The sequence below is a fragment of the Brucella pseudogrignonensis genome, from assembly GCF_002252525.1.
GTDB classification, from domain to species: domain Bacteria; phylum Pseudomonadota; class Alphaproteobacteria; order Rhizobiales; family Rhizobiaceae; genus Brucella; species Brucella pseudogrignonensis.
In genome coordinates this window covers 261,630-273,840 of sequence record NZ_NNRM01000006.1, presented here as the reverse complement: position 1 = coordinate 273,840, position 12,211 = coordinate 261,630, and the positions used below count along the sequence as shown (strand labels likewise).

The window sequence follows — 12,211 nt, the reverse complement described above, 5'->3', positions numbered from 1 at the left end:
GGAAAAACCGTAGCCCAACTTTGAGGAAGCTAAAATGGCTGCGATTCCATTCGATCAACGGGAAGGGTTTATCTGGCAGGACGGCGAGTTCGTCGCCTGGAAGGATGCAAAGGTTCATGTGCTGACCCATGGTCTGCACTATGCGAGTGCAGTGTTTGAAGGCGAACGCGCTTATGGCGGCGAAATCTTCAAACTGACGGAGCATACCGAGCGTCTGCATGAATCGGCGCGAATTCTTGGTTTCGAGATTCCCTACAGCGTGGATGAAATCAACGATGCCTGCCGCGAGCTGCTGAAAAAGCAGGGCTTTGAAGATGCCTATGTGCGTCCGATTGCATGGCGCGGCTCGGAGTCGCTCGGCGTTTCCGCACAGAACAATCGCATTCATCTGGCAATCGCGATCTGGCAGTGGCCAAGCTATTTCTCGCCAGAAGAGAAAATGAAGGGTATTCGCCTCGATATTGCTGAATATTGCCGCCCAGACCCGCGCACTGCACCTTCGCGCTCGAAGGCTGCCGGTCTTTATATGATCTGCACCATTTCCAAGCACGCGGCAGAAGCCAAGGGTTATGCCGACGCGTTGATGCTGGATTGGCGTGGTCAGGTTGCTGAAGCCACGGGTGCCAATGTCTTCTTCGTGAAGGATGGTGCTTTGCATACGCCAAAGCCTGATTGCTTCCTCGACGGTATTACGCGCCGCACGATCATTGATCTCGCCAAGCGCCGTGGTCTGGAAGTTATCGAGCGCGTTATCATGCCAGAAGAAATGGAAACATTCAGCGAATGCTTCCTGTGCGGCACGGCTGCCGAAGTGACGCCGGTTTCTGAAATCGGCAAGTACCATTTCAAGCCAGGCGAAATTACGAATTTGCTGATGAACGACTATACAGCCGAAGTTCAGCCCAAGCGAATAGCTGCTGAGTAATAAGGTTTTAAACAGAAAAAAGCGGCTTTTAAGCCGCTTTTTTACTATGTGAATGCTTATTGTTTGACATTGGGAAGTTTCGGTTCAAGATTTTCCAAGTCGGATTCGCGTTATTCCGGCTTTTAACTCAGATGGGGTGACGATTATGGAATCTCTACTGCCTATCATTCTCCAGCTTGTTTCAGGTGCAGTCGGCGGCAACATTGCTGGTGCTGTCAAGAATCTGAGCCTCGGAACCGCAGGAAACACTGTTGCCGGTGGCATTGGTGGCGTTATTCTTGGTCAGCTTCTGCCTTTACTGTCCGGTGGCGGGTTGGACTCTGTTCTCAATGGTGTCGTTGGCCAGCTGGCCGGTGGTGGTGTGGGCGGTATCGTCCTCACGGCAATTATCGGACTGATCAAGAACTCGCTGGCAAGCAAAGCCTGAGTGTAAGCAAATAGCGCGGTTGTGGGGACAACAACCGATTTTGAGTGCATCCTGCAGAATAACTGTTTTCCGACAAGATGTGCTTCAGACCTTCGTGAGAGAGGGGAAAACGGGCGGCTTAAGGCCGCCCGTTTTGTTTGAGGGGCTTTGCAAGCATGTCATGCCGCATTATGTGATGGGGGACGGCAATATATGCAGCCTTTTCAATCATGCTGACCAAATGGAGTATTTCATGGGGCAACTTCAGGCCATAATCGTTCCGGTGACGCCATTTCAGCAGAACTGCACAATCCTTTTTGATGCGGAAACGAAAAAGGGTGTGGTGATTGATCCGGGTGGCGATCTTGAGCGCATCAAGGAAGCAGTCGCTTCTCAGAATGTCGAAGTTGAAGCGATCTGGATCACGCATGGTCATATCGATCATGCTGGCGCGGCATCTGAGCTTAGGGACGCTTTGGGCGTTGATGTTATCGGCCCGCACAAGGATGATGAGTTTCTGCTCAACAGTCTGGTCACGACTGGCCTGAAATACGGTTTAACCGAAGGTGTACGAAATATAACGCCCGATCGCTGGCTCGAAGAAGGTGACACAGTCACCGTTGCTGGCCATGTGTTTGACGTTTTCCATTGCCCGGGTCACGCACCGGGTCATGTGGTTTTTTATAACCCTGAAGCGCGTTTTGCGATTGTTGGTGATGTTCTGTTTAACGGGTCTGTGGGTCGAACCGATCTTCCGGGCGGAGACCATGACGCGTTGATCCGTTCGATCAAAGAAAAGCTTTTACCGCTGGGCGACGATGTCGGCTTTCTATGCGGACATGGTACGGGAAGCCGTTTTGGTGAAGAGCGCCGCAACAATCCGTTTCTGAACAATATCGGATATGCATGATATCCGGACAAGAATACAAGAAAGCCGCCCTTTTATAACAAGGCGGCTCAAGATGCTGACGCATCAAGCTTTGAAAAAACAATCGCCACTTGGCTAAATCAAAACTCCATGAGTAGGACTCATGGAGTTTTTGTATTAAGCGGCTTTTTTAGTCTGGTACGGGATTAGTTTGCTGAGCAGAAATGATCCCGACCGTCGTAACCACGATAGGTTCCGGTATTTGCATTGAACGAGCGATAGCGGTCCGAGCAATACTGATACCAGCCACGGCTCCATGGTTCATACCCAACGCGATACTGCACGCTGCGTGCTGGCGGCGCTGGATAATAGGCTGGAGGCGGTGGGGGCGGCGCATAAACCGGAGCTGGCTGCACATAGGTTGGCTGCGGCTGGCTCAGAGCGCTGCCGAGCAATGCGCCTGCTGCGAGGCCAATTACACCAGCTGCAACGGCATCACCTGTGCGGTCACGATGACGATGGTATGGGCGATCCCATCCACCACGGTTCCAGTCGCCGCGATCCCAGCCGCGACGGCCCCAGGAGTCTGCCGAAGCCGCTGCCAGCGGTGCTGAGACTGCTGCTATCGAGGCAACTGCCAGAATAGCTGTTTTAAGTAGTTTGTTCATTGTCCGCTCCTTCAGAAGCACAACTGCAATTTCGGCGATGCTGCGGGCCGGTCGGCACATCGCATCAATCATGAATATCAGGTTAATATTCTCGACATGAATGGAGGCTGAACAATGGTGAAGGCGCGGCGGAATCCGCTGATAAGCGGTAAATTAAATACCGTGCTGGTAATATTTCGCGCGTTTTAAGTGACGTGTTTTTAGGCGCATATTGGGCCAATGATCGGCCAATAAAAAACCCCGGCGTTGGCCGGGGTATAGATCTTTTTGGGTAAACGATTACTCAGTAACGGTAATGTTTACAGCCTTAGGGCCTTTGCCACGACGATCCGGTTCCGTCTCGTAGGAAACCTTCTGATTGTCAGCAAGTCCGGCCAAACCCGACGCCTGAACAGCGGAGATGTGCACGAAAATGTCTGCGCCGCCATCATCTGGCTTGATGAATCCGAAACCTTTTTCGGAGTTGAAGAATTTGACCTGTCCGGTCTGTGCCATGGGATCCGTTCCTTTTCCTTGGCGCCACTGCTTTTTTAGAAAACAGTGGAATTACAACTTCTGCCGAACGCACCACACACCCGGCAGAGGGTCATGCAGGCAGTTTTCGACATTGGAAAGGAACCGATCATTGCCAGAGATTACTCCCCGACCCGGAACTTCTAGCGGTTCCGGCGCGCCGTTCTTCCAGTCTTCCGTTTGTACTCAAATTGCCCGGACGAACGAAGACTGATCTATGCCGCGTAGTTTGGCAAGCAAATTCTTCACAGAATATGTGATTGGTTATCTTTGAAACGGTATCGTCACGAATTTGTACAAAAATTACGAGAATAACGACGGTTTAATACCAAAATAGAACATTCTGGTCGCAATATATCGTATCATACTATGGTATAGCATTCGAATATGCTTAGCGATTACGCAAAACTATGCAGGCTCCACCAACTGCGCGAAGTTTACTGCAAATGTTATCAGCCTCGGAACGGCTATCTGCACCGATACGAACCGCATAGATTCCACGTCGCGCCATCGGTGTGCGAACGCGGCTGATGACAGGGTTATGCCCGGCGAGTACTGACGAGAATTGTTTACGCAACCTGCTCCATTGATTAACGGCAACGCTGCGTCGGAAATTACCGGCAACTTGAATACCCCATGGCTTCGGCTTGATCTGCGACATGGGAATCGTTGCTGTTCTAACGATGGGCAGACGCTTGCAGGCTTCCGTAAAGGTGAGTTTTGCATCAAGCGGACGATTGGTAATTTCATTGCCCGACGCAAAGTTATCGGCAGGAGCGCCAGTCAGATCCAGCACGTAATCTTCGGTTTCCAATGGAAGAAAGCCGCCTGAGCGCATCCAGTTGGAGACGCGTGTCGGCCCGGCATTATAGGCTGCAGCTGCGAGCCCCCAATTGCCGAAAGCGCCTTTCAGTTCACTGAGAAAACTGGCTGAAGCCGGGATGGCCTGTTCGATATCGAATGGGTCTGCCAAACCGCGTTCTTTGGCCGTATAGGGCATGAATTGTGCAATGCCCTGTGCGCCCACAGGGCTGACAGCGCGATGATCAAAACGGCTTTCCTTCCAGATCAGCCGTGCAAAGAAGTCTTTTGGAATGCCGCGATGTTCGGCGCTCGCTTCAATCAATTCGCAGATTCGTGCGACCGTGGGTTCTGCTTTCTTGGGGGGCATCGGTGGACCATAGATTTCGGCTTCCGATCCATTTTCAGCAAAGGCGGAATTGATAGCTTCTGGCCAGCAAAGAAGCTGGAAAACTGCGACAGTTGCTATAGCCAGATGCGAACGCTTCATGCAGCCTTTCCGCCATTCATCCCCGAAAGCTACCGACAGAGTAAAGGAAGTTTCTGACTTGTCGATATGAGTTTCGCGGAGGGAAGCGGAATATACGCGAATATATCCTTGTTCTTCCTCTTCGCTGTGCCATTTTAGCAGTTAACAGGAGAGGGAAAGAGCAATGCTTCTAAACAGAATCAGTCGTTTGAGCCTATTGGCAGGTGCCTTGTTTCTTGCAGGTTGCGTCCCTGAAGGTGGCCCTGATTATCGCCCGCCGGTGCGGCCAGGCCCATCGCAGCCGCAAATGTGCCCGATGATTTACGCGCCGGTTTGCGGTGAGCGCGGGTCTTCGCGCAAGACGTTTGGTAATGCCTGTCAGGCGCGGGCCGATGGCTATCGTATCGTCGGCAACGGACAATGCACATCAAGGCCGGGACCTGGTTCGGGCTGGGGAGGAGAGCGGCCAGGACGCCCGCCGCATCAAGGCAATAGACCGGGTCGTCCGGGGCCGGGTGCTGGTGCCTGCACGCGGGAATATATGCCAGTTTGCGCCCGCAGGGGTAATGACAGGCAGACATTCCCTAACCGCTGTGAAGCAGAACGCGCAGGCTATCGCATTACTGGCGGTGGTCAGTGTCGGTAAGATAACTGAACTAAAAGAGCGGTCTTCATGGGCCGCTTTTTTCAAGCCGCAGTTTGTGTTGACTGTTGCTTGCTGAAACGCTCGATATTTGTGTCACCCCAGTCTTTGAGTGCAAGAAGAATGGGCTCAATGCTGCGGCCAAGTGGGGAGAGGCTATATTCTACCTTGGGCGGAACCTGCGCATAGACCTTGCGCTCAATCAGGCCATCGTCTTCCAGCTCACGTAGCTGATTGGTGAGCATACGCTGCGTAACGCCCGGTATCTGCCGTCTCAATTCATTGAATCTCAGCGTTCCATCCAGAAGATGATACAGCACCACACTCTTCCATTTGCCGTCGATGAGGCTGATTGCAGCCTCGACTGCGCAGCCGGGACTGCAATCGAAGCGTGAGTGCTTTGGCTTGGTCATTTCAGTAACCTCTGTATACTAAGTACAAATATCGTCACTATGGGCGATTTTTGTGCGTATTTTCATTTTCAGATAGTAGTCTAATATTTGATCCATAGCAAATGGAGCAAAGACTATGAAAGCTGTTGCCTATCAAACTGCCGGAAAGCTGGATCGTGCAGATTCGCTGGTTGATGTCGAACTGGATAAGCCTGTTGCGAAAGGCCGTGATCTGCTGGTGCAGGTCGAGGCGATATCGGTCAATCCCGTCGATTACAAAATCCGGAACCGTGCGTCGGCAGACGAAGGCACATGGAAAGTGCTGGGTTGGGATGCGGTTGGAACGGTGGTTGAAACCGGTGAGGCGGTCCAGAACTTCAAGACTGGTGACAAGGTCTGGTATGCCGGGTCACTTATCCGTCAGGGTGCAAACAGTGAATATCACCTCGTGGACGAGCGTATTGTTGGACAGGCGCCGGTATCGCTTGCCAAGAGTGAGGCTGCAGCTTTGCCGCTTACGTCGATTACTGCCTGGGAAATGCTCTTTGACAGGCTTGATGTGCGCAAGCCTGTGCCCGGTGCCGCAAACGCGGTGCTTATTGTTGGTGGGGCAGGCGGTGTGGGTTCTATCGCTATCCAGCTCGTTCGTGCATTAACCGATCTGACTGTAATTGCGACAGCATCGCGTCCTGAAACCCAGGAATGGGTCAAGCAGCTCGGGGCGCACCATGTCATCAATCACAGTAAGCCGTTGGCAGAGCAGGTCGAGGCTTTGGGGATTGGCGCGCCTGCCTTTGTGTTCTCGACCACGCAAACGCTGGATCATCTTAGCGAAATCGTTGAACTGATCGCACCACAGGGACGGTTCGGTCTGATTGACGATCCGGACAAGCTTGACATCATGCCATTCAAGCGCAAGTCGGTGTCAGTGCACTGGGAACTGATGTTCACACGTCCAATTTTTGAAACTGCCGACATGGATGAGCAGGGCAAACTTCTGAATGAAGTTGCACGCCTGATCGATGCAGGCAAAATCAAAACGACGGTGACGGACGTGCTGTCCCCGATCAACGCCACAAATCTCAAGGCAGCTCATGCAGTGCTTGAAAGCGGTAAGGCCAAGGGCAAGATCGTACTCGAAGGCTGGTAAAAAGCAGCCTCCGAGCTTTGCGATATTACCGCCCCGGTCGGCCAGTCTTGCCGGGGCGTCGCTTCTTGCGGGCGGTTTCAGCCGGGTCTTCATAAGAGCCGATGCCTGAACGCTCGCGGCGAAGAAGAGCTTCATCCGCACCTGCCGGTTTTTCCGTCCGCTTGACGGTCATCTCGTCCAACGTGTTCTTGCGGAACAGCGGTTTGGCCATGTCCGTGCCCGGTCCCATGTTGTCGAGCGAAGGCTTGGCAAAAAGCGACTTCTTCGGCTCGTCATCGACCGTGCGGTGAACCTTGCGACCCGCATTGTGACGGCCCTTGGTACGGCCAGTTACAGGGCTTTCAAGCTCCACTTCACGCGCCATCGGATCATCGGCAATCGCCAGTTCCATTTCGCGCAGGCGCTTGACCTCATCACGCAGACGCGCTGCCTTTTCGAAGTCGAGATCGGCGGCGGCATCGCGCATCTGTTTTTCAAGATGTTCAAGATGAGCAGCAAGATTGTTGCCCATCATCGAGCCTTCTTCGGCAAAGCCCGAAATATCAGCGCGGACGTGATCCTGCTCGTAAACCGAGTTCAGAATGTCCGAGATATTCTTCTTCACCGAGGCAGGCGTGATGCCATGCTCAAGATTGTAGGCTTCCTGCTTTTCGCGGCGGCGGCTGGTTTCATCCATCGCGCGCTGCATCGAGCCAGTGATGTTGTCGGCGTAAAGAATAACCTTGCCGTCAACGTTACGAGCCGCACGACCGATCGTCTGAACGAGAGACGTTTCCGAACGCAGGAAACCTTCCTTGTCGGCATCAAGAATGGCGACGAAGCCGCATTCGGGAATATCGAGACCTTCGCGCAGCAGGTTGATACCCACCAGCACGTCGAAAGCGCCAAGGCGCAGATCGCGAATGATTTCGATACGTTCCAGCGTGTCGATGTCCGAGTGCATATAACGCACGCGAACGCCTTGTTCGTGCAGATACTCGGTCAGGTCTTCCGCCATGCGCTTGGTAAGAACCGTGCAGAGCGTACGATAGCCCTTGCGCGCAGTTTCGCGGATTTCGCCCAACACATCATCGACCTGACTTTTCGCAGGGCGCACTTCTACCGGCGGATCGATCAGGCCGGTCGGGCGGATGACCTGTTCGGCAAACACGCCGCCAGCTTCTTCCATTTCCCATTTACCGGGCGTTGCCGAAACCGCGATAGTCTGCGGACGCATGGCGTCCCATTCCTCGAAGCGCAACGGGCGGTTATCCATGCAGGATGGCAGGCGGAAACCATATTCGGCCAATGTTGCTTTGCGCCTAAAGTCGCCGCGATACATGCCGCCAATTTGTGGAACAGTGACGTGGCTTTCGTCGAGGAAGACCAGTGCATTATCCGGGATGTACTCGAATAGTGTCGGAGGTGGTTCGCCCGGCTGGCGTCCAGTGAGATAGCGCGAATAGTTTTCAATGCCGTTGCAGACGCCGGTTGCCTCTAACATTTCAAGGTCGAAATTCGTGCGCTGTTCAAGGCGCTGCGCTTCGAGCAGACGACCTGCGCGGGTGAGTTCCGCAAGACGATGCTGCAGCTCTTCCTGAATGGACTTGATCGCCTGATTAAGCGTCGGGCGCGGAGTCACATAGTGCGAATTCGCGTAGATCTTGACTGACTGAAGATCGCCGGTCTTTTGGGCAGTCAGCGGGTCAAACTCGGCGATGGTTTCAATCTCGTCGCCAAACAGCGAGATGCGCCATGCGCGGTCTTCCAAGTGGGCCGGGAAGATTTCAATCGTATCGCCACGCACGCGGAATGAGCCGCGGACGAAGTTGATGTCCTGCCGCTTATATTGCTGTGCCACGAGATCGGCGAGAAGCTGACGCTGGTCGAGCCGGTCGCCAATTTTCATCTCAAACGTCATGGCCGTATAGGTTTCGACCGAACCGATACCGTAAATGCACGAAACCGATGCCACGATGATGACGTCATCGCGCTCGATCAACGCACGCGTTGCTGCGTGGCGCATCCGGTCGATCTGTTCGTTTACGGTCGATTCTTTTTCGATAAAGGTGTCCGACCGCGCCACATAGGCTTCGGGCTGATAGTAATCGTAATACGAAACGAAATATTCGACGGCATTGTTCGGAAAGAAGTTTTTGAACTCGCCGTAAAGCTGCGCCGCAAGCGTCTTGTTCGGCGCAAGAATAAGCGCCGGACGCTGCGTTTCCTGAATGACCTTCGCCATGGTGAAGGTCTTACCGGAGCCGGTGACGCCGAGCAGAACCTGTGTCCGATCTTCGTCATTCAAACCGCTGATCAGGTCGCGGATCGCGGTCGGCTGGTCGCCAGATGGCTCGAAGCTCGACTCCATCTCAATCGCAATCCCGCCTTCGGATTTGGCCGGACGGGCAGGGCGGTGCGGTGTCCAAAGCTCACCATTCTTGAACAGCGGATTGCCGGATTCAATCAGGTCAGACAGCGCTTTGACGGTAGCCGTGGCGCCTGAAGGATTAAGAGCCGTGGCGTCTTCGAGGCTTATATCAAGACCCGCCACAGGATTAAGACCAGCGGCTGCGCGTTCCTTAGCGGAGGCTGCGCCGCCCATGGATGTACCGCGCGCGCTGCGCGTCGCTTCTTTGCTGCGTTCAGGCACCTTTTTCGGTGTCTTCGCCGCTTTGGGTGATTTGGCTTTAGGTTGAGGTTTTTCAGCCTCATCCCCTATCTCTTTCGCCCAGTCGGAAATTGAGCCTGAAAGCGGCGCACCTGAGAAACCGGACTGAGGCGCTTCGCCAAAGCCGCGAGTTTCATCATGCGAATCCTGAGTGTATTTGTCTTTTGAGGAAGCCATGGTCCCAATATGGAATTTCACGGCACAAATGAAAAGGGCGCCCGGATCAAATATGGAACAAATCCGGTGCGCCGCGTCGCAATTCTATATGGCTCCTGACATCAGGCTGTCAGGAGGTGGCAATCACCGTGGCCCGCGTGGACGCCAGCGATCACCGGGGCCGTAGACATTTGGGTGAAAGCCGGGGTGGTCGCGCCAGCCGGGACGATCACCCCAATGTGGACGTGGTTCACCCCACTGGCCAGGTCCGCGCCAACCTGGGCCCGGACGATAAGGGCCGGGGCCCCAGCCGGAACGGTATGGGCGTGGACCCCATCCTGGTCCCCAATTTGGACCATCGTCCCATCGATTGTTGTTTATTGCCGAACCGATCACCAGCCCGGCAATCAGGGGAATGCCGACGGCTGCGGCAGTCGAGCCGAAATTGTCGTTGGTCGTGTAGCCGCCACCGCCGGTTTGTACAGCGATGTAATTTGAAGAAGCCCAGCCGTCGAGCCCGGCATAGTTGACGCGACACCAACCATATCCGCTGGTGCAGCCTGCAACGTTGAGAAGGACACCATTCGGAATTCTACCCATTGATGGGTATTGTGTGCCGGGGCCAGTGCGAAGATTTATATTCGCGGTTGCAAGGCCACTATATGCTTCAGCATTCGTTGCAAATAAAACTGCTAATGTAGCAATAGATGATGTAATAATAATCTTCATTTTAGCCCCTGATATGTATTACATGAATTTATACATAGCAGATAATTGTTATTATTAATTTAAAGCCAATATGAATATTTACGGTATGATTAATAATTAAGAGTTTAACTTTTATAGGTGTCTCGTGCCTGATTTGCATGGCTGCGGTGCGCATGTCGCACTTTCCCTTCGGAGAGGCTTGCAGCATACTCAGCGATGACTCTAGTTTTCTGTTTTGACGTGCATCTTTTACGAAACCGCTTCATGCGGTTTGGGATGCGCCTCTGGTGATCGAAGGACCTACTGATGAATGATATTAATGCGCCAAAGGGCATGTTGACTGTACGCACGCAGGCTATGCCTAAAGATACCAATTCGGCTGGTGATATTTTCGGCGGCTGGGTTATGGCGCAGATGGATACGGCCAGCGGCATTCGTGCGGCAGAACGCGCCAAGGGTCGCGTTGTAACAGCTGCGGTGCGTGAAATGTCTTTCGCCAAGCCGGTCAAGATTGGCGACGTTCTTTGTGTTTATACCGAGATTACGCGCGTTGGTCGCACCTCGATTACGCTGCGCGTTGAAGCGTGGGCTCAGCGTTATCTAGCTGACGAAATGGATCTGGTTACACATGGCGAATTCGTCATGGTGGCGCTCGACAAGAGTGGCCAGCCGACACCAGTTCCGGCTGAGTAAGCAAGTTCGGGAACTGATTCAGCCTGTTTCGCTAAGCTGATGAAATAGAATCGAAAAAGCCCGGGTGATCCGGGCTTTTTTACTACTTGCAGGCACGGTGGCCGCTGCGTCGCTGCATCAGGTCGAAGTGAAAATGGTCGGCATGTTCGCGGTTATAGCCAGGCCCGAGAACGGTTGTGAAATAGGAGCAGGCGTCCGAGCGCACGCTGTTGAGCAAGCCTTTTTCGCGGAAAGCAAAGAAGCCGGGCTTGCGCACCGTGATGCTCTTGCCGTTATTCAGAACGATCTTGGTGACATCGATCGCATTGCCGCGAGAATGCTCCGACATCTTGGCGCCACGGCGATGGTTCATTGTGCGGCAGGAATAGCCACCGGCATTGTGAATGGTGTTGATACCGGACAGATAACGAAGGCGTGCAGATGGCTGCAAGTCGCCCTTGATCCAGCGCGCAAAGGCTTCTGTCACCTGACAATTCAAAGTCGCGGCAGGTTTGAAAGCGATGGCACCGCTGTTGAAGCCGCTGACTTCAATAGGATTATCGATACGACAGCTGCCGCTTTGATTGATGGGTGATTTTTCAGTGAAGACAACTCCGAGGCGCTTTAGCCGGGTTCGGCAAGCTGCTTCCGAATTGGACATCGTATAGATGTTTTCCGCAGTGCTGACTGGGTTCTGTACAGGTGTCGCAAAACCGTAATCGCCAGTGTAATGCGGCTGGCTCTGTGTCGTCATTTCATTGGCGTTGTTTTCGATTTCCTCCGCCAACCCCACGACACGTTGTTCCTGCGGTGTGTTCACCGAAGCAACAGGGGCAGGCGGGACCATGACATCGGCGTTGCCGATGTCTGCCTGCGGACGAGAAGGCCGGTCTCCGGAGCAGCCTGCAACAAGTGTGAACAGCGCAAGAGATGCCGGTAATAGGTAATGGTGAAAGCGAGCGGACAACGCAAAACTCATGCCCCTGCCTTTCATTTTGGAACCGGGCTTCCGTTCATATTAGCTGATAAGCGTAAACGAACAGTCAGTGAGCTTGTTAAGAGCTGCGGCGCAAATAAGGTGATTTATCGCCCAATTGATGGTCATAAGTCCGACGAAATCTTCATGGCTTTGTGCTAACGCTTAAAAGCGGTTTCGGGCCAAGCCGCGACAGTGTCCTCCCGGTCCCCAA

General features: G+C 53.5%; 13 protein-coding genes. 6 read left to right on the top strand and 7 right to left on the bottom strand.

From position 1 onward, the window contains the following. Nucleotides 1-34: 34 nt before the first annotated feature. From CEV34_RS02660 to CEV34_RS02650, 3 genes are all read left to right on the top strand, one after another. Complete coding sequence (locus tag CEV34_RS02660; protein ID WP_007875975.1) at nucleotides 35-925, top strand: branched-chain amino acid aminotransferase; 891 nt, start codon at nucleotides 35-37, stop codon at nucleotides 923-925. Between the two features lie 145 nt (nucleotides 926-1,070). Beyond that, on the top strand, nucleotides 1,071-1,352 hold the full coding sequence (locus CEV34_RS02655) for a hypothetical protein (protein ID WP_007875973.1): 282 nt from the start codon (nucleotides 1,071-1,073) through the stop codon (nucleotides 1,350-1,352). Between the two features lie 232 nt (nucleotides 1,353-1,584). Then, nucleotides 1,585-2,241, top strand: a complete 657-nt coding sequence (locus tag CEV34_RS02650) for an MBL fold metallo-hydrolase (RefSeq protein WP_007875971.1) — start codon at nucleotides 1,585-1,587, stop codon at nucleotides 2,239-2,241. Between the two features lie 164 nt (nucleotides 2,242-2,405). On the opposite strand, the gene CEV34_RS02645 is transcribed toward CEV34_RS02650, so the two are convergent. From CEV34_RS02645 to CEV34_RS02635, 3 genes are all read right to left on the bottom strand, one after another. After that, entirely contained in the window at nucleotides 2,406-2,867 is a 462-nt protein-coding gene (locus CEV34_RS02645; protein WP_039859991.1) for a BA14K family protein, read from the bottom strand. Between the two features lie 279 nt (nucleotides 2,868-3,146). Then, nucleotides 3,147-3,362, bottom strand: a complete 216-nt coding sequence (locus CEV34_RS02640) for a cold-shock protein (protein WP_007875966.1) — start codon at nucleotides 3,360-3,362, stop codon at nucleotides 3,147-3,149. A 409-nt stretch (nucleotides 3,363-3,771) separates the two neighbouring features. Further along, a complete protein-coding gene (locus CEV34_RS02635) occupies nucleotides 3,772-4,671 on the bottom strand; it encodes a lytic transglycosylase domain-containing protein (RefSeq protein WP_007875964.1) in 900 nt (299 codons plus the stop codon). A gap of 163 nt (nucleotides 4,672-4,834) precedes the next feature. Here CEV34_RS02635 and CEV34_RS02630 point away from each other — a divergent pair, with 163 nt between their 5' ends. Continuing rightward, nucleotides 4,835-5,296, top strand: a complete 462-nt coding sequence (locus tag CEV34_RS02630; RefSeq protein ID WP_007875963.1) for a Kazal-type serine protease inhibitor family protein — start codon at nucleotides 4,835-4,837, stop codon at nucleotides 5,294-5,296. A 41-nt stretch (nucleotides 5,297-5,337) separates the two neighbouring features. Here CEV34_RS02630 and CEV34_RS02625 read toward each other — a convergent pair whose 3' ends face one another. Next, nucleotides 5,338-5,706 (bottom strand): winged helix-turn-helix transcriptional regulator, encoded by a 369-nt coding sequence (locus CEV34_RS02625; protein ID WP_007875962.1) that lies wholly within the window; start codon nucleotides 5,704-5,706, stop codon nucleotides 5,338-5,340. Nucleotides 5,707-5,821: 115 nt separating this feature from the next. On the opposite strand from CEV34_RS02625, the gene CEV34_RS02620 reads away from it, so the two are divergent. After that, complete coding sequence (locus tag CEV34_RS02620) at nucleotides 5,822-6,835, top strand: zinc-binding alcohol dehydrogenase family protein (RefSeq protein WP_007875961.1); 1,014 nt, start codon at nucleotides 5,822-5,824, stop codon at nucleotides 6,833-6,835. 25 nt (nucleotides 6,836-6,860) lie between these two features. On the opposite strand, the gene uvrB is transcribed toward CEV34_RS02620, so the two are convergent. Both uvrB and CEV34_RS02610 read right to left on the bottom strand, forming a co-directional pair. After that, entirely contained in the window at nucleotides 6,861-9,662 is a 2,802-nt protein-coding gene (gene uvrB / locus CEV34_RS02615; RefSeq protein ID WP_007875960.1) for an excinuclease ABC subunit UvrB, read from the bottom strand. Nucleotides 9,663-9,785: 123 nt separating this feature from the next. Further along, a complete protein-coding gene (locus tag CEV34_RS02610) occupies nucleotides 9,786-10,370 on the bottom strand; it encodes an SH3 domain-containing protein (RefSeq protein WP_007875959.1) in 585 nt (194 codons plus the stop codon). Between the two features lie 285 nt (nucleotides 10,371-10,655). On the opposite strand from CEV34_RS02610, the gene CEV34_RS02605 reads away from it, so the two are divergent. Continuing rightward, a complete protein-coding gene (locus tag CEV34_RS02605; protein WP_007875958.1) occupies nucleotides 10,656-11,042 on the top strand; it encodes an acyl-CoA thioesterase in 387 nt (128 codons plus the stop codon). 82 nt (nucleotides 11,043-11,124) lie between these two features. Here the strand turns inward: CEV34_RS02605 and CEV34_RS02600 are convergent, their stop codons facing one another. Further along, nucleotides 11,125-12,000 (bottom strand): extensin-like domain-containing protein, encoded by an 876-nt coding sequence (locus CEV34_RS02600; RefSeq protein WP_094543188.1) that lies wholly within the window; start codon nucleotides 11,998-12,000, stop codon nucleotides 11,125-11,127. Between the last annotated feature and the right edge of the window lie 211 nt (nucleotides 12,001-12,211).